This is a genomic window from Pseudomonas graminis, from assembly GCF_004364335.1.
Taxonomy (GTDB): Bacteria; Pseudomonadota; Gammaproteobacteria; order Pseudomonadales; family Pseudomonadaceae; genus Aquipseudomonas; species Aquipseudomonas graminis_D.
Genome location: NZ_SOCR01000009.1, coordinates 235583 through 257734, shown reverse-complemented (window position 1 = coordinate 257734; position 22152 = coordinate 235583). Strand labels below are relative to the sequence as shown.

22 protein-coding genes and 1 pseudogene are annotated in these 22152 nt (G+C 61.4%); all 23 read left to right on the top strand.

Annotated elements, in window-relative coordinates; genetic code table 11:
* Positions 1 to 25: 25 nt before the first annotated feature.
* The 23 genes and pseudogenes from EC919_RS18815 to fliQ all read left to right on the top strand — a co-directional run bounded on the left by EC919_RS18815 (position 26) and on the right by fliQ (position 22151).
* A complete protein-coding gene (locus EC919_RS18815; RefSeq protein ID WP_133775905.1) occupies positions 26 to 415 on the top strand; it encodes a flagellar protein FlaG in 390 nt (129 codons plus the stop codon).
* A 77-nt stretch (positions 416 to 492) separates the two neighbouring features.
* On the top strand, positions 493 to 1923 hold the full coding sequence (fliD, locus tag EC919_RS18810; RefSeq protein ID WP_133775904.1) for a flagellar filament capping protein FliD: 1431 nt from the start codon (positions 493 to 495) through the stop codon (positions 1921 to 1923).
* A gap of 120 nt (positions 1924 to 2043) precedes the next feature.
* On the top strand, positions 2044 to 2439 hold the full coding sequence (gene fliS, locus EC919_RS18805) for a flagellar export chaperone FliS (protein ID WP_133775903.1): 396 nt from the start codon (positions 2044 to 2046) through the stop codon (positions 2437 to 2439).
* An 11-nt stretch (positions 2440 to 2450) separates the two neighbouring features.
* Positions 2451 to 2747 carry a flagellar protein FliT gene (gene fliT, locus EC919_RS18800; protein ID WP_133775902.1) on the top strand — a complete coding sequence of 99 codons (297 nt, stop codon included), beginning with the start codon at positions 2451 to 2453 and terminating at the stop codon, positions 2745 to 2747.
* Between the two features lie 169 nt (positions 2748 to 2916).
* Entirely contained in the window at positions 2917 to 4392 is a 1476-nt protein-coding gene (locus EC919_RS18795; RefSeq protein ID WP_133775901.1) for a sigma-54 dependent transcriptional regulator, read from the top strand.
* Positions 4393 to 4531: 139 nt separating this feature from the next.
* Positions 4532 to 5779, top strand: coding sequence for a sensor histidine kinase (locus EC919_RS18790; RefSeq protein WP_243842288.1), 1248 nt, complete (start codon positions 4532 to 4534; stop codon positions 5777 to 5779).
* On the top strand, positions 5776 to 7182 hold the full coding sequence (locus EC919_RS18785) for a sigma-54-dependent transcriptional regulator (RefSeq protein ID WP_133775899.1): 1407 nt from the start codon (positions 5776 to 5778) through the stop codon (positions 7180 to 7182). Before EC919_RS18790 ends, EC919_RS18785 begins: the two co-directional genes overlap by 4 nt.
* Before the next feature lie 248 nt (positions 7183 to 7430).
* The gene (gene fliE / locus EC919_RS18780) at positions 7431 to 7760 is read left to right on the top strand and encodes a flagellar hook-basal body complex protein FliE (protein WP_133775898.1); all 330 of its coding nucleotides are present in this window, start codon (positions 7431 to 7433) and stop codon (positions 7758 to 7760) included.
* Positions 7761 to 7774: 14 nt separating this feature from the next.
* A complete protein-coding gene (gene fliF, locus EC919_RS18775; RefSeq protein ID WP_133775897.1) occupies positions 7775 to 9553 on the top strand; it encodes a flagellar basal-body MS-ring/collar protein FliF in 1779 nt (592 codons plus the stop codon).
* Positions 9546 to 10562 carry a flagellar motor switch protein FliG gene (fliG, locus tag EC919_RS18770; RefSeq protein ID WP_065987292.1) on the top strand — a complete coding sequence of 339 codons (1017 nt, stop codon included), beginning with the start codon at positions 9546 to 9548 and terminating at the stop codon, positions 10560 to 10562. Before fliF ends, fliG begins: the two co-directional genes overlap by 8 nt.
* A 15-nt stretch (positions 10563 to 10577) precedes the next feature.
* Positions 10578 to 11393 carry a flagellar assembly protein FliH gene (gene fliH / locus EC919_RS18765; protein WP_133775896.1) on the top strand — a complete coding sequence of 272 codons (816 nt, stop codon included), beginning with the start codon at positions 10578 to 10580 and terminating at the stop codon, positions 11391 to 11393.
* The gene (gene fliI / locus EC919_RS18760; RefSeq protein WP_133775895.1) at positions 11383 to 12741 is read left to right on the top strand and encodes a flagellar protein export ATPase FliI; all 1359 of its coding nucleotides are present in this window, start codon (positions 11383 to 11385) and stop codon (positions 12739 to 12741) included. Before fliH ends, fliI begins: the two co-directional genes overlap by 11 nt.
* 6 nt (positions 12742 to 12747) lie before the next feature.
* A complete protein-coding gene (gene fliJ, locus EC919_RS18755) occupies positions 12748 to 13197 on the top strand; it encodes a flagellar export protein FliJ (protein WP_133775894.1) in 450 nt (149 codons plus the stop codon).
* Positions 13198 to 14177: 980 nt separating this feature from the next.
* A complete protein-coding gene (locus EC919_RS18750) occupies positions 14178 to 14480 on the top strand; it encodes an STAS domain-containing protein (protein ID WP_133775893.1) in 303 nt (100 codons plus the stop codon).
* The gene (locus EC919_RS18745; RefSeq protein WP_133775892.1) at positions 14480 to 16189 is read left to right on the top strand and encodes an ATP-binding SpoIIE family protein phosphatase; all 1710 of its coding nucleotides are present in this window, start codon (positions 14480 to 14482) and stop codon (positions 16187 to 16189) included. Before EC919_RS18750 ends, EC919_RS18745 begins: the two co-directional genes overlap by 1 nt.
* 29 nt (positions 16190 to 16218) lie before the next feature.
* The gene (locus tag EC919_RS18740; RefSeq protein ID WP_243842287.1) at positions 16219 to 16611 is read left to right on the top strand and encodes an Hpt domain-containing protein; all 393 of its coding nucleotides are present in this window, start codon (positions 16219 to 16221) and stop codon (positions 16609 to 16611) included.
* A gap of 127 nt (positions 16612 to 16738) precedes the next feature.
* Positions 16739 to 18175 carry a flagellar hook-length control protein FliK gene (locus tag EC919_RS18735; RefSeq protein WP_133775891.1) on the top strand — a complete coding sequence of 479 codons (1437 nt, stop codon included), beginning with the start codon at positions 16739 to 16741 and terminating at the stop codon, positions 18173 to 18175.
* A 330-nt stretch (positions 18176 to 18505) separates the two neighbouring features.
* Positions 18506 to 19012 carry a flagellar basal body-associated protein FliL gene (gene fliL / locus EC919_RS18730; protein ID WP_074892978.1) on the top strand — a complete coding sequence of 169 codons (507 nt, stop codon included), beginning with the start codon at positions 18506 to 18508 and terminating at the stop codon, positions 19010 to 19012.
* 9 nt (positions 19013 to 19021) lie between these two features.
* A complete protein-coding gene (gene fliM / locus EC919_RS18725) occupies positions 19022 to 19990 on the top strand; it encodes a flagellar motor switch protein FliM (protein WP_133775890.1) in 969 nt (322 codons plus the stop codon).
* A gap of 61 nt (positions 19991 to 20051) precedes the next feature.
* On the top strand, positions 20052 to 20510 hold the full coding sequence (gene fliN, locus EC919_RS18720; RefSeq protein WP_074893017.1) for a flagellar motor switch protein FliN: 459 nt from the start codon (positions 20052 to 20054) through the stop codon (positions 20508 to 20510).
* Between the two features lie 60 nt (positions 20511 to 20570).
* A pseudogene (gene fliO / locus EC919_RS18715) lies at positions 20571 to 20993 on the top strand (flagellar biosynthetic protein FliO); the annotation flags it as partial.
* Positions 20994 to 21112: 119 nt separating this feature from the next.
* Positions 21113 to 21856: a flagellar type III secretion system pore protein FliP gene (gene fliP / locus EC919_RS18710; protein ID WP_133775889.1), complete on the top strand. Its 744-nt coding sequence runs from the start codon at positions 21113 to 21115 to the stop codon at positions 21854 to 21856.
* Between the two features lie 25 nt (positions 21857 to 21881).
* Positions 21882 to 22151, top strand: coding sequence for a flagellar biosynthesis protein FliQ (fliQ, locus tag EC919_RS18705; protein WP_065987304.1), 270 nt, complete (start codon positions 21882 to 21884; stop codon positions 22149 to 22151).
* Position 22152 lies beyond the last annotated feature (1 nt).

Genomic DNA, 22152 nt, shown 5'->3' with positions numbered 1-22152 from the left:
TTTTACTTTCAAGAGGTGAGTGGACATGGACATAAGTAACAGGATGAATGTGTCTTATCCAGTGATCCAGTCGTTGCCCGCGGTGCCTGTGGTTGCTGACAAGCCAGCCGTGGCGCCTCAAGTCGTTCCTGCTCCGGCCGCTTCATCGCCGTCAGGCACATCGACAAGTAAAGACTCAGATCCGGAAAAGAAAACCGAAGAGCTGCAAGCGGCCGTCAAGCAAATGGAAAAGTTTTTTCAGTCCGTTCATCGCAACCTGGAATTCTCCATCGACGACAAGTCCGGCAAAGTGGTAGTGAAAGTGATCGCCACGGAAACCGGTGAAGTGGTGCGGCAATTGCCGTCTGCTGAGGCGTTGAAACTCGCCGACAGTCTGAAGAACGCAAACAGCCTGTTGTTCGAAGCAAAAGTTTAAATGGCATGAAACGTGAACGCGGCACTTCGGTGTGGCGTGCTCGTCAAAATGCCGACTACAACTGAAAGGAGACTCACATGGCTAGTCCAATTACCCCCTCCACCGGCCTCGGCTCGGGCCTGGCAATCGGTTCTATCGTCGAGGCGCTGGTCAACTCCGACAAGCTGGCCAAGCAGACCCAGATCACCACCCAGACCAAGCTGGTCACCACCAAAATCTCCGGCATCGGCACGCTGCAGAGCGCGATGACTGCGTTTCAGACCGCGCTTACCAATCTTGGCAAAACCGACACGCCTGCCTTCGCCGGCTATGCGGCAAAAGCTTCTGACGCGACCATGCTGACCGTTACGTCCGATAACTCGGCCGTGCCCGGTACTTACACCATCAAAGTAGGCAACCTCGCCACAAGCTCCAGTGTCGCCAGCGCTTCGTTCTCAGGCGGGTCCACCAGTGCTATTCCGAGTGGCGATTTGACCCTCACTCAAAATGGCATTGACACCAAGATCACCATCCCGACCGGCGCTACCCTGGCGTCGGTGGCCAAGCAGATCAACGCACAAAGCTCGACGTCGAACATCAGCGCCAACATCATCACCGATGACAATGGCTCACGGCTGGTGTTCAGCTCGACAGTGACGGGTAAAGGCACCGACATTACGGCCTCCAGCACGACGTCCAGTGAATTCAACATTGTTGCCGGCGCTGCGCTTGACCCGAAAAGCACCACCAGCGCCGGCTACATCGATAAGCAAGCTGTCGACGCCAGCCTGACGGTCAACGGCCTGAGCATCACCAGTGCCAGCAACACCATCGACAAGAGCCTCGGCGGCGTGTCCATGACACTGGTGGGGGGAACGGGTACTTCGACTGTGACGGTGTCGGCGAACAACGATGGCCTTAAAGCCTCGCTGCAAACCTTCGTCGATGCCTACAACACAGTCGTCAAAGCCGTGGGCACTGTCACCAAGGCGACGGTAAGCGATACCCCCGACAAAACCACCGGAGCAACGGTCACTCCGGCTGCGTTGACCGGCGATGCGATGCCACGCTCGATTCTTGCAGCAATCCGCGATCAGTTGGTGACGACCGGTGCCCCAGGTGGCGTTTCCGTACTCTCGCAGTTGGGCATCACCACCGGTCAATCCGACGGTACGCTCAGCCTTGATGCTACGAAGTTCACTGCCGCGATGAATCAGGGTCTGGCGGGCGACGTGCAGCAACTGTTCAGCGGCACGGACAGCACCAACGGCTTGCTCTCGCGGATGCAGGCTGCCATCACGCCTTACACCCAGACCGGCGGTATTTTCGACACGCGCACCACCAGCCTCAACAAGCAGCAGACCGATCTGACAAACCAACAGGCTGCCCTCGACCTGCGCGTGACGACGCTGACCGCCACCCTGACCGCCAAATACAACGCGATGGACTTGCTGGTGGGGCAGTTGAAAGCCTCGGCGACGAGCATCACCTCGTTCTTTGACTCGCTCAATGCCCAGCAAAGTGGCTGACCGTTGACGAGTTGATCAAGACCCGGCCTCCAGTGCCGGGTTTTTGGCATCTGGCCTTAAAGTTTTTCCGGCCCGTGTCGATACCCTCACTATAGAAACTTCGTTGCGCGAGGTAAGACAATGAACCGTATGGCAGCCCTTCGTCAGTATCAGAAGGTCAACTCACATGCCCAGACCGCAGTGGCCACGCCGCACCGTCTGGTACAGATGCTGATGGAAGCCGGCCTGGACCGTATCGCCCAGGCCAAGGGTGCCATCGAGCGTAAAGACATCCCCGCCAAAGGGCTGTTGATTGGCAAGGCGATTGAAATCATCGGTGGCCTGCGCGAAGGTCTGGACATGGAAAAACAGGCTGAAGCCCTGGCCCATGTCGACAACCTGTACGTCTACCTGATGAAGCGTCTGGCGGAAGCGAACATCAAATCCGATCCGAAGATCCTCGACGAAGTCAGCGGCCTGCTGACCACGGTCAAGGAAGGCTGGGATGCGATCGGCGATCAGCAACCCGTGCTCTGAAGGAGAAACCCATGAGCGCTGCACTCAAGCGAATCGAAGAAACCCGTGAAGCCTTGGTCGATGCCCTCGAGCAGCGTGACTGGGAGGCAATCGGCCAGCTCGATATGGCCTGCCGGGCCTGCGTCGATGAGGTCATCAGCCAGGCGAGCAACGATGAGCCTGAACTGCGCAACAATCTGGAAGAGCTGCTAGGCGTCTATCGCAAGCTTATTGACGTTGCTGTGGGCGAACGTCAAGCGATCGTCGACGAAATGTCGCAGATCCAGCGAGCGAAAAGCGCGGCAAAGGTTTACCATCTGTTCGGTTGACACTTGGTCCATAGCCAAAATAAGTACGCCATAAATTTGACTGTGTACGGTTTTTTGACTTAACTAGTGAAGTTCACTAATTTCGGTGATTGACACGTCTCAACGGACGATACGAAAGCCAAGCTTGCCCGTGATCGGGCATCGAGTTGACTAGGGAAGTTGCTATTGCATGTGGCGTGAAATCAAAATCCTGCTGATCGATGACGATAGCCAGCGCCGCCGTGACATGGCGGTGATCCTGAATTTTCTGGGTGATGAGAACCTGTCCTGCTCCAGCACAGACTGGCAGCAAGTCGTGGGTTCGTTGACATCCACCCGAGAAGTGCTTTGCGTGCTGGTCGGCAGCGTGAACGCCCCGGGCAGCCTTCAAGGCCTGCTCAAAACCGTGGCCGCGTGGGACGAGTTCCTCCCGGTCCTGCTGATGGGCGAGAATTCCTCGGCCGAACTGGCGGACGATCTGCGCCGCCGGGTCCTCTCCACCGTCGAGATGCCGCCCAGCTACAGCAAACTGCTGGATTCCCTGCACCGCGCCCAGGTCTATCGCGAGATGTACGACCAGGCCCGTGAACGTGGGCGTCAGCGCGAACCCAATCTTTTCCGCAGCCTCGTCGGCACCAGCCGTGCGATTCAGCACGTTCGCCAGATGATGCAGCAGGTCGCCGACACCGACGCCAGTGTGCTGATTCTCGGTGAATCCGGGACCGGCAAGGAAGTTGTCGCACGGAACCTGCATTACCATTCCAAGCGCCGCGATGCGCCGTTCGTGCCGGTCAACTGCGGCGCGATCCCGGCCGAGTTGCTCGAAAGCGAATTGTTCGGCCACGAGAAGGGCGCTTTCACCGGCGCCATCACCAGCCGCGCAGGGCGCTTCGAACTGGCCAACGGCGGCACGCTGTTTCTCGATGAAATCGGCGACATGCCGCTGCCGATGCAGGTCAAGCTGCTGCGCGTCCTGCAGGAACGCACCTTCGAGCGCGTGGGCAGCAACAAGACCCAGAGCGTGGACGTGCGCATCATCGCCGCGACGCATAAAAATCTTGAAGACATGATCGTGATCGGCAGTTTCCGCGAGGATCTCTACTACCGCCTGAACGTGTTCCCGATCGAAATGGCGCCGTTGCGTGAGCGGGTGGAAGACATTCCGCTGCTGATGAACGAGCTGATTTCGCGCATGGAGCATGAGAAGCGCGGTTCGATCCGCTTCAACTCCGCCGCCATCATGTCCCTGTGCCGTCACGGCTGGCCGGGCAACGTCCGTGAGCTTGCCAACCTCGTCGAGCGCATGGCGATCATGCACCCGTACGGTGTCATCGGCGTCTCTGAGCTGCCGAAGAAATTTCGCTACGTCGACGACGAAGACGAGCAACTGGTGGACAGCCTGCGCAGCGATCTCGAAGAGCGCGTTGCCATCAACGGCCATGCGCCGAACTTCGCCAACAGCGCGTTGCTGCCGCCTGAAGGTCTGGACCTGAAGGACTACCTTGGTGGTCTGGAGCAGGGGTTGATTCAGCAGGCGCTGGACGATGCCAACGGGATCGTGGCACGCGCCGCCGAACGTCTGCGTATCCGCCGCACCACGCTGGTGGAGAAAATGCGCAAGTACGGCATGAGCCGTCGCGAAGGCGACGAACAGGTCGAAGACTGACTGTCGATTGACGCGTCAAAAATAAACCGCTGATTTTTCAGCGGTTTTTTTTCGGCACGGGGATTGCTATGTCTCTTGGAACATACCGTTTACTGACGGTTCGCTACCCGAGAGATCAACTATGCCCCAGGCCGCTCAGATGTCTTCCGAACCCTCTTTAGCCATTGGTTCGTTAGTGCAGCAGTCCCCGGAAGTGGCAAGCAGGCAAGGGCTTGAACAGGCCTTCGCGCTGTTCAGCCAGATGTCGACTCAATTGACCGATTCCTACGGCCTGCTGGAAGCGCGGGTCACCGAGCTCAAAGGCGAACTGGCCGTGGTCAGCGCCCAGCGCATGCAGGAGCTGGCGGAGAAGGAACGTCTGGCCAACCGCTTGCAGCATCTGCTCGATCTGCTGCCCGGCGGCGTCATTGTGATCGATGGCACCGGCATGGTTCGCGAGGCCAATCCCGCGGCGCTCGATCTGCTGGGCGAGCCGTTGATCGGCATGCTCTGGCGCAACGTCATCGCCCGCTGCTTTGCGCCCCGTGAGGATGACGGCCACGAAATCTCCCTGAAGGACGGGCGCCGGTTGTCCATTGCCACTCGTTCTCTGGACGCCGAACCAGGTCAGCTTGTGCTGCTCAACGACCTGACCGAAACCCGTCATCTGCAAAGTCAGCTGGCGCGTCATGAGCGTTTGTCATCGCTGGGCCGCATGGTTGCCTCCCTTGCCCATCAGATACGCACGCCGCTGTCCGCTGCCATGATTTACGCCAGCCATCTGGCTGAACAGGCGTTGAACGTCGAGACCCAACAGCGCTTCGCCGGGCGGCTCAAGGAGCGCCTGCACGAGCTCGAGCATCAGGTCCGCGACATGCTGGTGTTTGCCCGTGGGGAGCTGCCCCTGACGGACCGGGTGACGCCGGCCGCGCTGGTCGCCGCCCTCGAATCCGCCGCCCAGACCCATGTGCGTGACGTCGCCGTGCGCTGGCAGTGCGACAGCCCGACGGGTGAATTGCTGTGCAACCGCGACACACTGGTCGGCGCGCTGCTCAACCTCATTGAAAACGCCGTCCAGGCCAGTGCCGGACAGAGTGACGGGCGGCGCCTCATCAAGATTCATGCTTACAGCCGCGGCACCACGTTGCGCCTCTGTATCAGCGACAGCGGCAGCGGCATTGAGCCGGCGGCCCTGGCCCGCATCGGTGAGCCATTCTTCACCACCAAAACCACCGGCACCGGCCTCGGGCTGGCCGTGGTCACCGCCGTGGCGCGGGCGCACCAGGGGCGTGTCGAATTCCGCTCGCGGCCAGGCCGTGGCACCTGCGCCATCGTGTCGTTGCCCTTGATTCCTGGCGCCGGGACTGGGCCTGGCACGTTGGCAATAACGGCAGGTGAACGCTCATGACCATCAATGTGCTGCTGGTCGAGGATGATCCTTCCTTGCGTGAAGCACTGGGGGAAACCCTGGCGCTGGCCGGCCATGCCTATCAGGCGGTCGGGTCGGCGGAAGAGGCGTTGATTGCCGCTGCCGATTCGGCGTTCAGCCTGGTGGTCAGCGACGTCAATATGCCCGGTATGGACGGTCATCAATTGCTCGGCCAGTTGCGCAGCCGCTACCCGCAACTGCCGGTACTGCTGATGACTGCCCACGGCACCGTCGACCGCGCCGTCGATGCGATGCGTCAGGGCGCGGCCGATTATCTGGTCAAACCGTTCGAGCCCAAGGCGCTGGTGGCATTGGTGGCTCGCCATGCATTGGGTCGCCTCGGGCCGGCCGATGGCGAGGGGCCGATTGCGGTCGAGCCTGCCAGCGTGCAATTGCTCAGCCTCGCCAGCCGTGTTGCGAAGAGCGATTCGACGGTGTTGATTTCAGGCGAGTCCGGCACGGGTAAAGAAGTGCTGGCGCGTTTCATCCATGAGCAATCGCCCCGTGCCGGCAAGCCGTTTATCGCGATCAACTGCGCGGCCATTCCGGACAACATGCTCGAAGCCACGCTGTTCGGCCACGAGAAAGGATCGTTTACCGGCGCCATTGCTTCCCAGGCCGGCAAGTTCGAGCAGGCCGAAGGCGGCACCATTCTGCTCGACGAGATTTCCGAAATGCCCATGGGCCTGCAGGCCAAGCTGTTGCGTGTGCTGCAGGAGCGGGAAGTGGAGCGGGTCGGTGCACGCAAGCCTATCGAACTGGACATCCGTGTGCTGGCGACGACCAACCGCGATCTGGCCGGCGAAGTAGCGGCCGGGCGCTTCCGCGAAGACCTGTTTTATCGACTGTCGGTGTTCCCGCTCGCGTGGCAATCCTTGCGCCAGCGTCCCGCCGACATTTTGCCGCTGGCCGAGCGTCTGCTGGCCAAGCACGTCAATAAAATGAAGCATGCCCCGGTGCGGCTGTCGGCCGAAGCGCAGCAGTGCCTGGTCAGCTATGCCTGGCCGGGCAATGTCCGCGAGCTGGACAACGCGGTGCAGCGGGCGCTGATTCTGCAGCAGGGCGGGGTGATTCAGGCCGAGGACTTCTGTCTCGCCGGGCCGATCACCTTCGCCGCCGCGCCGACGCCTCAGGTGTCGGCAGTCGCGGCCGGCGCCATGGAAGTGTCGCCCGATACGGTCAGCGGGGATGGGGCCGGCGCCTTGGGGGAAGACCTGCGGCGCCGGGAGTTCCAGATGATCATCGACACCCTTCGGGCCGAACGCGGCCGTCGCAAGGAGGCCGCTGAACGCCTCGGTATCAGCCCGCGTACGTTGCGCTACAAGCTGGCGCAGATGCGTGATGCGGGGATGGATGTCGAAGGGTTTCTGTTTGCCTCCTGAACCTGCCTGAAAGATCTCTGGAAGCCGGCTTGCTGGCGAATGCTGAGGGTCAGACGCATCGTTTTTACCTGACCCGTCGCGTTCGCCAGCAGGCCGGCTTCTACGTTTATGTGTCCGTTTAAATACCCGTCCGAACACTTTCATCAAACGTGGCACATGGCCGCTATTGGTCTGGCACCCTTGTTGCTAATGCTTAGGTAACCGCTGAATCCGTGTCAAAAATTTGCGGCCCTTTTGAGAGAAACGTCATGACCCAAGGTGTTGAATTTAATCGCTTGATGTTGGACATGCGCTCCATGCAAATGGACGCCATGGCTCAGCCCAAGGCCATCGCAGCGCCAGAGCAGGCCGGTGCGAGCAGTTTCGCTGACATGCTTGGCATGGCGGTGAACAAGGTCAACGACACCCAGCAGGCGTCGAATCAGCTGTCGAGCGCCTTCGAGATGGGCAAGAGCGGCGTGGACCTCACCGACGTGATGATCTCCTCGCAGAAAGCCAGCGTGTCGTTTCAGGCGCTGACCCAGGTACGCAACAAGCTGGTTCAGGCGTACCAAGACATCATGCAAATGCCGGTTTGAGGACGATTTAAGTCATGGCCGAAGCCGTCGTCGACAACGTACCCGCCAAAACGGGTACGCCAGGAAGCAAGCCGCCGATGTTCGGCCTGGCCTTCCTGCAGAATCTCTCCGAGATGACCATGCTGCGTCAGGTCGGCCTTATGGTCGGTCTGGCTGCCAGCGTGGCGATTGGTTTCGCCGTCGTGCTTTGGTCGCAACAGCCGGATTACAAGCCGCTCTATGGCAGCTTGTCGGGCGTCGACACCAAGCAGGTGATGGACACCTTGGCTCAGGCCGACATTCCCTACACCGTCGAGCCTAATTCCGGCGCGCTGCTGGTGAAGTCCGATGACCTCTCCCGCGCCCGCATCAAGCTGGCCGGTGCCGGTATCGCCCAGAGCGACGGCAACGTCGGTTTCGAAATCCTCGACAAGGATCAAGGCCTGGGCACCAGCCAGTTCATGGAGGCCACTCGTTATCGTCGCGGCCTGGAAGGCGAGCTGGCGCGGACCATCTCCAGCCTCAATAACGTCAAGGGCGCCCGCGTTCACCTGGCGATTCCGAAGAGCTCGGTGTTCGTGCGTGACGATCGCAAGCCCAGCGCTTCCATTCTGGTTGAGCTGTACGCCGGTCGTTCGCTGGAGCCGGGTCAGGTGCTGGCGATCATGAACCTGGTTGCCACCAGCGTGCCGGAACTGAGCAAGTCGCAGATTTCCGTCGTCGATCAGAAGGGCAACCTGCTGTCCGATCAGGCCGAGAACTCCGAGCTGTCCATGGCCGGCAAGCAGTTCGACTACACCCGCCGCATGGAAAGCATGCTGACCCAGCGTGTGCAGAACATTCTGCAGCCAGTGCTGGGCAATGACCGCTACAAGGCAGAAGTGTCGGCAGACGTTGATTTCAGCGCCGTCGAATCCACCGCCGAAAGCTTCAACCCGGACCAGCCTGCTTTGCGCAGCGAGCAGACGGTCAACGAACAACGCTCCAGCAGCAGCGGTTCAGGGGGCGTACCGGGTGCACTGAGCAACCAGCCGCCTGGCCCGGCGACTGCGCCACAGAACGCCGCCGCCGGTGCAGCCGGTGCCGCGGGCGCCATCGCCCCGGGCCAGCCGCTGCTGGACGCCAACGGTCAACAGATCATGGACCCGGCCACCGGTCAGCCGATGCTGGCGCCGTACCCGGCCGACAAGCGTAACCAGTCGACCAAGAACTTCGAGCTCGACCGTTCCATCAGCCACACCAAGCAGCAGCAGGGCAAGGTCAATCGCCTGTCGGTTGCGGTGGTGGTCGATGATCAGGTCAAGGTCAACCCGGCCAATGGCGAAACGACGATGGTGCCGTGGACCGCCGATCAATTGGCGCGCTTCACCCGCCTGGTGCAGGACGCCGTCGGCTTCGATGCCAGCCGTGGCGACAGCGTCAGCGTGATCAACGTGCCGTTCTCCACCGATCGCGGCGAAGTGATTCCGGACATTCCGTTCTACTCGCAGCCATGGTTCTGGGACATCGTCAAACAGGCCATGGGCGTGCTGTTCATCCTGGTGCTGGTGTTCGGTGTACTGCGTCCGGTGCTCAAGGGCATCACCAATCCGCAGAGCAAGCGCCTCGACGGCGACTCCGAGCTGGGCGGCATGATCGGGATGGACGGTGAATTGGCAAATGACCGCGTCAGTCTGGGCGGTCCGCAAAGTATTCTGTTGCCGAGCCCTACCGAGGGCTATGACGCACAGCTCAACGCAATCAAGAGCCTTGTGGCCGAGGACCCGGCGCGTGTAGCCCAGGTCGTCAAAGAATGGATCAACGCTGATGAGTGATAGAGCTGCTGCGCTTAAATTGACCCGCGTGGACAAGGCCGCGATTTTGCTCCTCACCCTGGGTGAGACGGACGCCGCCCAGGTCCTGCGCCACATGGGCCCCAAAGAGGTTCAGCGAGTGGGCGTGGCCATGGCGCAGATGCGCAATGTGCACCGCGAGCAGGTCGAGCAGGTGATGAGCGAGTTCGTCGACGTGGTCGGCGATCAGACCGGCGTCGGCATCGGCTCGGACGGCTATATCCGCAAGATGCTCACTCAGGCGCTGGGCGAGGACAAGGCCAACGGCCTGATCGACCGGATCCTGCTGGGCGGCAACACCAGCGGTCTCGACAGCCTGAAGTGGATGGAACCGCGCGCGGTGGCCGACGTCATCCGTTTCGAGCACCCGCAGATTCAAGCGATCGTCGTCGCCTACCTCGACGCCGATCAGGCCGGTGAAGTGCTCAGCCATTTCGACCACAAGGTGCGCCTGGACATCATCCTGCGCGTGTCGTCGTTGAACACCGTGCAGCCGGCGGCGCTGAAAGAATTGAACCAGATCCTCGAGAAGCAGTTCTCGGGCAATGCCAACACGTCGCGTACTACCCTGGGTGGTATCAAGCGCGCGGCGGATATCATGAACTTCCTCGACAGCTCCATCGAAGGCCAGCTCATGGATTCGATCCGCGAAGTGGACGAAGACCTGTCGACGCAGATCGAAGACCTCATGTTTGTCTTCAACAACCTGTCCGACGTCGACGACCGTGGTATTCAGGCCTTGCTGCGCGAAGTCTCCTCCGATGTGCTGGTACTGGCATTGAAGGGCTCCGACGACGCCATCAAAGAAAAGATTTTCAAGAACATGTCCAAACGTGCCGCCGAACTGCTGCGCGACGACCTGGAAGCCAAAGGCCCGGTTCGCGTCAGCGATGTGGAAGGCGCCCAGAAAGAAATTCTCACCATTGCCCGTCGTATGGCGGAGGCCGGGGAGATCGTCCTTGGCGGCAAAGGTGGCGAGGAAATGATTTAAGCGTAGGTGCCGTTGATGTCCAGCTCCGATAAAGCACCACCCAGTGAGCTCATCCGCGCACAGGATCTGCGCGGGATTGACGTCTGGGCCTTGCCCAGCTTCGACCCGCACGTGGAAGCACCCGAGCCGGAACCTGTGGTTGAGGAAGCCGAGCTCGCCGAAAGCGAAGAAGTACCGCTGGAGGAAGTCCAGCCGATGACCCTGGAAGAGTTGGAGAGCATCCGTCAGGACGCCTACAACGAGGGGTTTGCCATCGGCGAAAAAGAGGGTTTCCACAGCACCCAGCTCAAGGTTCGTCAGGAAGCGGAAGTGGCCCTGGCGGCCAAGCTCGACAGCATGGAAATTCTCATGGGGCATCTGTTCGAGCCCATCGCTGACCAGGATGCGCAGATCGAGAAATCGATGGTGTCACTGGTCGAGCATGTGGTCCGCCAGGTCATCCAGCGCGAGCTGAAAACCGACTCCAGCCAGATTGGCACGGTGCTGCGCGAAGCGTTGCGGCTGTTGCCGATGGGCGCGGCCAACGTGCGCATTCTGATCAATCCGCAGGACTTCGCGCTGGTCAAAGCCATGCGTGAGCGTCACGAAGAAACCTGGCGCATTCTCGAGGACGATACGCTGCAGCCGGGCGGTTGCCGGGTCGAGAGCGAGCACAGCCGCATCGACGCCACGGTCGAGGCGCGGATCAGTCAGGCCCTTGGCAAAATGTTCGATCAGTTGCACGAGCAGGCCCTGCACCCGGCGCCGCCCGATGTGACCATCGAACTGGAAGAGGCGATCCAGAGCGCCGAGAAAACCACTTACCCGCTGGGTGCTGTCGATGCGCCTTGAACGCACCAGTTTCGCCAAACGCCTGAGCACCTACCCCGAGGCCATTTCCCTGCCTGCGCAGCCGATCGTCGAAGGACGTCTGCTGCGCATGGTCGGCCTGACCCTCGAAGCCGAAGGCCTGCGCGCCGCCATGGGCAGCCGCTGCATGGTGATCAACGACGGCAGTCATCATCCGGTTGAGGTTGAGGCCGAAGTCATGGGCTTCTCCGGCGGCAAGGTGTTCCTGATGCCGGTCGGCAGCGTCTCCGGCATTGCGCCGGGCGCCCGCGTCGTGCCGCTGCCGGACACCGGCCGTTTGCCCATGGGCATGACCATGCTCGGCCGCGTCCTCGACGGCGCCGGTCGCCCCCTCGACGGCAAGGGCGGCATGAAAGCCGAGGACTGGGTGCCGATGGACGGCCCGACCATCAACCCGCTCAATCGCAACCCCATCAGCCAGCCGCTGGACGTGGGCATCCGTTGCATCAACGGTTTGTTGACGGTCGGCCGCGGTCAGCGTCTGGGCCTGTTCGCCGGTACCGGCGTGGGCAAGAGTGTACTGCTGGGGATGATGACCCGCTTCACCGAGGCCGACATCATCGTCGTCGGGCTGATCGGCGAGCGGGGCCGCGAGGTGAAGGAATTCATCGAGCACAGCCTGGGCGAGGAGGGCCTCAAGCGCTCTGTCGTCGTGGCCTCTCCGGCGGATGACGCGCCGTTGATGCGTCTGCGCGCGGCGATGTATTGCACGCGCATCGCCGAATATTTTCGCGACAAGGGCAAGAACGTCCTGTTGCTGATGGATTCGCTGACCCGTTTCGCCCAGGCCCAGCGGGAAATCGCCCTGGCCATCGGCGAGCCGCCTGCGACCAAGGGTTATCCGCCGTCGGTGTTCGCCAAGCTGCCCAAGCTGGTAGAGCGCGCCGGTAACGCCGAGGCGGGCGGTGGCTCGATCACCGCGTTCTACACGGTTTTGTCCGAAGGCGACGACCAGCAGGACCCGATCGCCGACTCGGCCCGAGGCGTGCTCGACGGCCATATCGTGCTGTCGCGGCGGCTGGCCGAAGAAGGCCATTACCCGGCCATCGACATCGAAGCGTCGATCAGCCGGGTGATGCCGTCCGTGGTCGATCCGCAGCACATGGTTCAGGCGCAGTATTTCAAGCAGTTGTGGTCGCGTTATCAGCAGAGCCGCGATTTGATCAGCGTCGGTGCCTACGTGGCCGGCGGCGATCGCGAGACTGACCTGGCGATTTCGCTGCAGCCGCAGTTGGTGAAGTATTTGCGCCAGGGCTTGCAGGAGAACGAGAGCATGCAGAGCAGTGAGGAGCAGTTGGCGAAGATTTTCAATCCTCAGGCTGGCGGTTAACCGGTCATGGCCCTCAGTCGCGCAGCCCGTCTGGCGCCAGTGGTCGAGATGGCCGAAAAGGTCGAGAAGGCCGCGGTGCAGCGCCTGGGGCATTTTCAGGGGCAGGTGCGGCTGGCCGAGACCAAGCTGGGTGAGCTGGACAAGTTTCGCTCTGATTATCAGCAGCAGTGGATCGACAAGGGTGCCTATGGGGTGTCGGGTCAGTGGCTGATGAATTATCAGCGCTTCCTCAATCAGTTGGAGACGGCGGTGGCGCAGCAGCGTCAGAGTCTGGCGTGGCATGAGAATAATTTGAACAAGGCGCGCGGCGAGTGGCAGAAGGCGTATGCGCGGGTGGAGGGGCTGCGGAAGCTGGTGCAGCGGTATATCGATGAGGCGCGTGCGCTGGAAGATAAACGCGAGCAGAAATTGCTGGATGAGCTGGTGCAGAGGTTGCCCAGGACTGAGCAGTTTTAAGAGCTTGAGGTCAAGATCAAGATCAAAGGCATCTGCCTGGGGGCAGATTGTTTCGCCTCCGGCGAGTTACTTTTAAAAAGCACTAAAAGTAACTAAAAGTGCCTGCTCCCGGTTTGGCCCTCCTGCGTCGGGTTCCCTCGCTCCGGTCTTGCTCCGTGGGCCCGCGCCGAACGGACATCCATGTCCGCAACGGCGCTCTCGCCGCATCCATGCGGCTCGGCCCACTGCGCAAAACCTGCGCTCGGCCTGCACCCAAGTCGCGTTTTGCGGTGTCTGGACCTTTTGTGTAGGAAGAGCAAAGGCAAAAGCAAAATCAACGGTAGGGCTGAGGGGTATTGGTGATTGATCGGGCTGGAATCCCCGGCGCTTCTGGGCTACCGCGTTGAAGGTGGGTATGAGATCTGTAGGAGCCGGCTTGCTGGCGAACGCGGTTGATCTTCACTGCTGTGGTGCCTGCCCGGACGCATTCGGCAGCAAGCCGGCTCCTACAGGGAAATTGCATCCGATCATTGAGAATGTACGAAAGGCCACCAAAACACCGCGTCCCCCTGTGGGACCGGCTTTAGCCGGAAGGCTTTTGATCTGCATTTGATCTTGATCTTCAAACACAGAAAGCCCAAACACCGCCAATCGCGACTTGGGTGCAGGCCGAACGCAGACGACGCGGAGTGGGCCGAGCGGCATGGATGCCGCGAGAGCGCCGTCAGGACATGGATGTCCGTTCGGCGCGGGCCCACGGAGCGTCGTCGAAGTGAGGGTATTCCGACGAAGGAGGAACCCAACCAGGAGCAAGCACCCTTGGCTGCTCTTTAAAACCGAGAGGGGGGTGCTTTTCCAAGTAACTCGCCGAAGGCGAAATGTCTGCCGTTAGGCAGACGCTCTTAATACCGAATGCCAAGTAAAAGCTAACCATTTGCCACGCCTCACAAGGGCTGCTAAAACTCAAGCGTCTGGCGCTGTTTCATACAAGGAATTTGCCAATGTCAGTTAACTCCGAACGTTCCGCCGATGGCCAAGAGCTGATCATCATCATCAAAGGACGCTTCGACTTTTCGACGCACCAGGATTTCCGCGGTGCCTACGAAAATGAAACCCAGGCCAAACGCTACACGGTTGACCTGAACGGCACGACTTACCTCGACAGTTCGGCGCTGGGCATGCTCCTCCTGCTGCGTGACCATGCCGGTGGCGACAGAGCCCAAGTCCAACTGGTCAACTGCAACGCCGAGGTTCACAAAATCCTGACCATCTCCAATTTTTCCAAACTCTTCAAAATCGCCTGATGATTTCGTCTGCCTCCGATCGCCTGACGGTCCTCATCGCCGATGACAACGTCAGCGACCGGATGCTCCTGTCCGCCATCGTCAGCCGCCAGGGCCATGACGTCCTGACCGCCAGCGACGGCGCCGAAGCGGTCGGGCTGTTCGAGCGCCGGCGGCCGCAACTGGTACTGATGGACGCCATGATGCCGGTCATGGACGGTTTCGAAGCGGCGCGCCAGATCAAGACACTCGCGGGTGACGCGCTGGTGCCGATCATCTTTCTGACGTCGCTGACTGAAGGCGAAGACCTCGCCCGTTGCCTCGACGCCGGCGGTGACGACTTCATTGCCAAGCCCTACAACCAAGTGGTGCTGGCCGCCAAGATCAACGCCATGAACCGCCTGCGCGTGTTGCAGGAAACCGTCCTGCACCAGCGCGACCTGATTACCCGCCACCATAAATACCTGCTCAACGAACAGCGCGTGGCCAAGGCGGTGTTCGACCAGATCGCCCACTCCGGGTGCCTGAGTTCGCGCAACATCCGTTACCTGCAATCGCCCTACGCGCTGTTCAACGGCGACCTGCTGCTGGCGGCGTGGTCGCCGTCCGGCAACATGCATTTGCTGCTGGGGGATTTCACCGGCCACGGTTTGCCCGCAGCGGTGGGAGCAATGCCGCTGGCCGAAGTGTTCTACGGCATGACCGCCAAGGGTTACGGCTTGCCCGAAACCCTGCGGGAGATGAACGCCAAGCTCAAACGCATCCTGCCGGTCGACATGTTCTGCTGCGCCGCGCTGCTGTGCCTGAACTTCAAGCAGCAACTGGTCGAGGTCTGGAACGGCGGCCTGCCGGATGGGTATCTGCTGCACAGCGACGGCCGCGCGCATACGCCGCTTATCTCGTCGAACGTGCCCCTGGGTGTGTTGAGCGCCGGCAGCTTTGACGACAACACCCAGGTGTACCCCTTTGGCCCGGGGGATCGGGTCTTTCTGCTGTCCGACGGCGTTGTCGACAGCACCGGTCAGGACGGCGAACTGTTCGGCGCCCGGCGTTTGCAGAACGTGCTGGTGAGCAACCGCAACCCGGCGCTGCTGATCGAAGAAGTGCAATGGGCCCTGGCGCGGTTTCGTGGCCAGGCGCGGGATGACGTGAGCATGGTCGAAGTGGCCTTCACCGAGCCTGACGCGCTCGGCCCGCCCTCGGTCATCTACACCGACAGCGGGGATTCCAGCCCGCTGGATTGGTCTGCCTCGTTCGAGTACCGCGCGGCAACCCTCAAGCGCTTCAACCCGCTGCCGTATCTGTTGCAGCTAGTGCAGGAGGTCCATGGCTTGCGCGGGCAAAGCAGCGAGCTGTATATCGTGCTGTCGGAGCTGTACAGCAATGCGCTGGAACATGGCGTCCTCGGGCTCGACTCGGCGCTGAAACGCGACGCCGCAGGTTTTGGGCTTTACTATCAGCAACGCGCCGAACGCCTCGATCGTCTGGAAGACGGTTTTATCCGCATCGATTTTCAGATCGTTCCGGACGGCGAGGGCGGTCGCCTGACGGTGCGGGTGCAAGACAGCGGTGCCGGTTTCGATTCCGATCGCGTGCTGGCGCTGCCGCCGGCGGTCACCCAATTATCCGGGCGCGGCCTTGCGCTGGTGCGGCAACTCAGCGACCGTTGTCAGTGGTCCGATGATGGCCGGACGGCCAGCGTGGAATTTGCCTGGGAGGGTCTGGCATAATCCGCGCGTCTTGATCAAGGAGTGAACAAGTGTCGAATAATCCCGTGGACTTCAACGTGCTCAGCACGCTGCGTGAAGTGATGGAAGCTGAATACCCGGCGCTGCTGAAGGTGTTCATTTCCGATTCCGTCAACCGCGTCAACGACATGGCCCTGTTGTTGCGTGACCCTTCCTTTACTGCCGCCTCTACCGCCTCGCTGCAACGCCTCGGCCTGATGGCCCACAGCTTCAAGGGCAGCACCGGCAATATGGGCGCCACCCACTTGTCCGAACTCTGCCTGCAACTGGAAGAACAGGGGCGCGGGTTAGTGGCTGCGGACGACGCCCGGATCAGGCTGCTGGTGTCCGAGATCAAGGAGGAATTCTGCGCCGTCAGGAAGGTTTTCGAAGACGAGCTGCAGCTCTGCCATGCCAGCCACTGAGCATGGTCTCCCAATCGGGCTTTCCACCCGGCTTTCACCCTGAAGCCCGCTTTTAATCCAGCCATCCGGCGCACTTGGCCCGCCATTTGCTTTGTCTCTCTGCAATTGTGCTTTTGCGGAGATTCACATGGCCCTCGCCAACAACCCATTACTGACGGCTTTGACAGCGGCCAAAGTCCAGAAAGCCGGGAATACCTCCCCGGTAAAGGCGCCGGACCCCGTCAAGCACAACACTTCCAGCTTCTCTGACGTGTTCGCCAGGCAGGCGCCGGTCAAGTCCCAAAGTGCGGATAACACACCGGCAAAGGCGGCAAGCGCCAAGAGTTCGGCAGCTGACGACAAGCCCGCCGCCAGCCATACGTCTGCCGCTGACAACAAGACCGTTGCCGATAACGGCAATGGCTTGCCTGCCAAGCCGGTGAACGGCAAGGCCGACGATGAGGCGGGCGCTGGCAAAGGCAAGGATGACGACAAAGATGATGCCTCCGACAGCGGGCAGGACCCGACGGTGGCGGATGCACCTGTGGCCGATCCCGCGCCGGACCCGACCCTGGCCGTCACGCCGCCGGTTCCGGAGCCTGTGGCCGTCACGCCTCCCGTCCAACCTGCGGTGGATCCGGCGCTCCTCGCCGGCGCGCTGCCGGTGATGCCGCCGCCTGCGGTGCAAGCGCCGACCGACGCAACTGAGGCAACCGACGCCGCCGGCGACGGTTTCGATCCCTCCGCCGATCCCCTGGAAGGCTTGACCGCCGTGCAAGTCGCCCTGGAAAACAAGGCGCAGCAGACGGCCCAGAATAACGGTGTACATGGCGACGGCAAGGGCGGGGGCAAGCAAGACCCGAGCGCCGATCCTTCACAACTGCTGGCCACTAATCTGGCGGCGCTGGGCGACCAGCCCGTGGACAAGAGCACCACCGAAGGCGGCGGCGACAAAGCATTCAGCGGCCTGCTGGCTGATGGCCTGAAAGATGTGAAAGCCGCCACCAGCGATACGCGGGTGGATAACTTCGCTGATCGACTGGCGGCCTTGTCCCAGGCCGCTCAGGTGAAAAACACTTCGGCGTCGGCCCCGGCCACGCCGCTGCTCAACCAGCCACTGGCGATGAATCAGGGGGGATGGACCGAAGGCGTGGTCAACCGCGTGATGTACCTGTCGAGCCAGAACCTCAAGCAGGCGGACATCCAGCTGGAGCCCGCTGAACTGGGCCGTCTGGACATCCGCGTCAATATGGCGGCGGACCAGCAGACTCAGGTCACGTTCATGAGCGCCCATGTCGGCGTGCGTGAAGCGCTGGAAAGCCAGATGTCCCGGCTGCGTGATTCCTTCGTCCAGCAGGGCATGGGGCAGGTCAACGTCAACGTCTCCGACCAGTCCCAGGGCTGGCAGCAACAGGCTCAGCAACAGTCGGGCGGCGACGGTCAGCGCAACGGCGGCAGCAGCCGCGTCAACGGCGCCGGTGGTAGCGACCTCATCGCCGACGGCGCCCCGGTGGACGCTGCCTCGGCAGCCGCCAGCGCGCCGCTGACCGTTGTGGGTTCCAGCGCGGTCGATTATTACGCCTGACCAGGCGGCAAGCCTGCTTCTACGGGACGGAAAACGGGTTCCGCTTCTGCCGCAGGCGTAGGAGCGCGCTTGCCCGCGATCTGCTGCGCAGCGGCAGTAAACCGGTGAGTGCGATGTGTCAGCTTCAAACGCATCGACAGGTTTTACGACTGCTGCGCAGCCGATCGCGGGCAAGCGCGCTCCTACGCCCTTCGGACAGAATCCAAAGCCAACATCGCGGTTTCAACCGCGAGGCACAATCAGCCGACCCCTCTCGCCAACTCTGGCACAACCCTTGCTCTTCCTCTGTCACGCAACACCGAACCCCTTGGATAGTGACGGATTATTGGCATGGCGAAGAGTGACGACGCAGCAGTGGCGGACCCTGCGAAAAAGGGCAAGTTAAAGGTCATCATCCTCATTGTGGTGGGGCTGCTGCTGGCCATAGGTGTGTCGGTAGGCGCGACCTGGTTCATCATGCACAAGGCCGAGAGCAAGCCCGATGCAGCCGCCATTGCGGAAGCGGCGAATGCCAAAAAAGAGGCGATCTTCGAACCGCTGACGCCGCCCTTCGTCGTCAACTACAACGTCAACGGCCGTCAGCGCTACATGCAGGTGAGCATCACCTTGCTGGCCCGTGACAAGGCCGACCTCGAAGCGTTGAAAGCGCACATGCCGGTCATCCGTAATAACCTGGTGATGATGTTCTCCGGTCAGCCATTCGATACCATCGCAACGCCGGTGGGTATGGAAATGCTGCGCCAGAAGGCTGCAGCCGTGGTCCAGGAAGTGGGCCAGAAAGAGCTGAGCAAGAGCGTGATCGAACAGGTACTTTTCACTAACTACGTACTGCAGTAGGACCACGACATGGCCGTGCAAGACCTGCTGTCCCAGGATGAGATCGACGCGCTGCTGCATGGCGTCGACGACGGTCTGGTACAGACCGATAGTGTTGCCGAGCCTGGCAGCGTAAAGAGTTATGACCTCACCAGTCAGGATCGCATCGTTCGTGGACGCATGCCGACCCTGGAAATGATCAACGAGCGTTTCGCCCGCTACACCCGCATCAGCATGTTCAACCTGCTGCGCCGCTCCGCCGACGTGGCCGTGGGCGGGGTGCAGGTGATGAAGTTCGGCGAGTACGTGCACTCGCTGTACGTGCCGACCAGTCTCAATCTGGTCAAGATCAAGCCCCTGCGCGGCACCGCGCTGTTCATCCTCGACGCCAAGCTGGTGTTCAAGCTGGTGGACAACTTCTTTGGCGGCGACGGCCGTCACGCCAAGATTGAAGGGCGTGAATTCACCCCGACCGAACTGCGCGTGGTGCGCATCGTGCTGGATCAGGCCTTCATTGATTTGAAGGAAGCCTGGCAGGCGATCATGGAAGTCAACTTCGAGTACATCAACTCGGAAGTGAACCCGGCCATGGCTAACATCGTCGGCCCGAGCGAAGCCATCGTGGTCTCCACCTTCCATATCGAACTGGACGGCGGTGGCGGCGATCTTCACGTGACCATGCCGTATTCGATGATCGAGCCGGTACGCGAAATGCTCGACGCCGGTTTCCAGTCGGATGTCGACGATCAGGACGAACGCTGGGTCAACGCCCTCAAGCAGGACGTGCTCGACGTCTCGGTGCCGTTGCGCGTCGCGGTCGCTACGCGTCAGCTCAAGCTGCGCGACATCCTGCACATGCAGCCGGGCGACGTGATCCCGGTCGACCTGCCGGAACACCTGGTCATGCGCGCCAACGGCGTGCCGTCCTTCAAGGTCAAACTGGGTTCGCACAAGGGCAACCTGGCCCTGCAAGTCGTCGAACCCATAGAACGCCGCTGACCACCGTCGCCGGCAAAACGAATGTGCTGCGTAAACGAATCAATGTTCCCCGAGGACAACCATGGCTAATGACAACGATATGACTTCCGCAGACGACCAGGCTCTGGCCGACGAGTGGGCTGCTGCACTGGGTGAATCCGGGGACGGGCAAGCGGACATCGACGCGCTACTGGCCGCCGACGCCGGCAACTCGGCCAACCGCATGTCGATGGAAGAGTTTGGCGGCGTGCCGAAAAACAATGGCGCGGTCACCCTGGACGGCCCGAACCTGGACGTGATCCTGGATATCCCGGTGTCGATTTCCATGGAAGTGGGCAGCACCGACATCAACATCCGCAACCTGCTGCAGCTCAACCAGGGCTCGGTGATCGAGCTGGACCGTCTGGCCGGCGAGCCGCTGGACGTGCTGGTCAACGGCACCCTGATCGCCCACGGCGAAGTGGTGGTGGTCAACGAAAAGTTCGGCATCCGTCTGACCGACGTGATCAGCCCGAGCGAACGTATCAAGAAGCTGCGTTAAGTGCGCGGCGTGATCAGAACCCTGTGGAGCCTGCCGCTGCTGGCGTTGTCCTGGACGGTGATGGCGGCCGATCCGGCGTCGCCCGTCGCGCCTGCTGCAACGACGGCGACGACGGCTGCAACGACGGCACCGGCAGTCGCCGCGCCGGTGGCCGGTTCGCTCAATGGCGGGATGGCCGGTCAGTTGCTGCAACTGGTGCTCGGTCTGCTGCTGGTGATCGGGCTGATCTTCGTGCTGGCCTGGCTGATGCGCCGGGTGCAGCGCGCGGGCCCGGCCGGTAATCAGGTGATCAAGCTGGTGGGCTCCCGCGCTTTGGGGACTCGCGATCGGCTGGTGCTGGTGCAGGTCGGCAACGAACAGGTCTTGCTTGGCGTCTCGCCCGGCAGCATCACCGCGCTGCACGTGATGAACGAGCCGGTCGAGGTTCCAGAGGCGCAAAACGCGCAGCCGGAATTCGCAAAACGCTTGCTTGAAGCGCTGGGCAACAAGGGCACGGCCGGGCCGCGCACGGGCAAGAACGTGTTCGGTGGTGCAGGGAAAAAAGCAAGTACGCCGGGCACGACGGGCGCGACACGAACTACGGATCAGAAGGACGCGAACTGATGCGCATTGTTTTGACGCTGCTGCTGTTGCTTGCGGCGCCGCTGGCGTTCGGCGCCGATCCGTTGTCGATCCCGGCCATTACGCTGGGCACCGGCGCCAACGGTCAGCAGGAATACTCGGTCAACCTGCAGATCCTGTTGATCATGACGGCGCTGAGCTTCATTCCGGCATTCGTCATGTTGATGACCAGTTTCACGCGGATCATCATCGTCTTCTCGATCCTGCGTCAGGCCCTCGGCCTGCAACAGACGCCGTCCAACCAGATCCTCACCGGCATGGCGCTGTTCCTGACGATGTTCATCATGGCCCCGGTGTTCGACCGGGTGAACACCGACGCCTTGCAGCCCTACCTGGCGGAGAAGCTCACCGCCCAGGACGCCGTGGCCAAGGCCGAAGTGCCGATCAAGGATTTCATGCTGGCGCAGACCCGCTCCAGCGACCTTGAGCTGTTCATGCGCCTGTCCAAGCGCACCGACATTCCGACGCCTGATGCAGCGCCGCTGACGATTCTGGTGCCTGCGTTCGTCACCTCCGAATTGAAAACGGCGTTCCAGATCGGCTTCATGATCTTCATCCCGTTCCTGATCATCGACCTGGTGGTGGCGAGCATTCTGATGGCCATGGGCATGATGATGCTGTCGCCGCTGATTATTTCCCTGCCATTCAAAATCATGCTGTTCGTGCTGGTGGATGGCTGGGCGCTGATCATCGGCACCCTGGCCGGCAGTTTTGGTGGCGTATGAATTCGTCTGATGTGGAGTGCGCAGCATGACCCCGGAAGTAGCTGTCGACCTGTTTCGCGAAGCGCTGTGGCTGACCACGACCATGGTCGCCATTCTGGTGGTGCCGAGCCTGATCGTCGGCCTGATCGTCTCGATGTTCCAGGCCGCGACGCAGATCAACGAACAGACCCTGAGCTTCCTGCCACGCCTGCTGGTCATGCTGGTCACGCTGATCGTGGTCGGGCCGTGGATGGTGCGCACCTTCATGGAGTACATCACCAATCTGTACACCAGCATTCCCCAAGTGATCGGCTGAC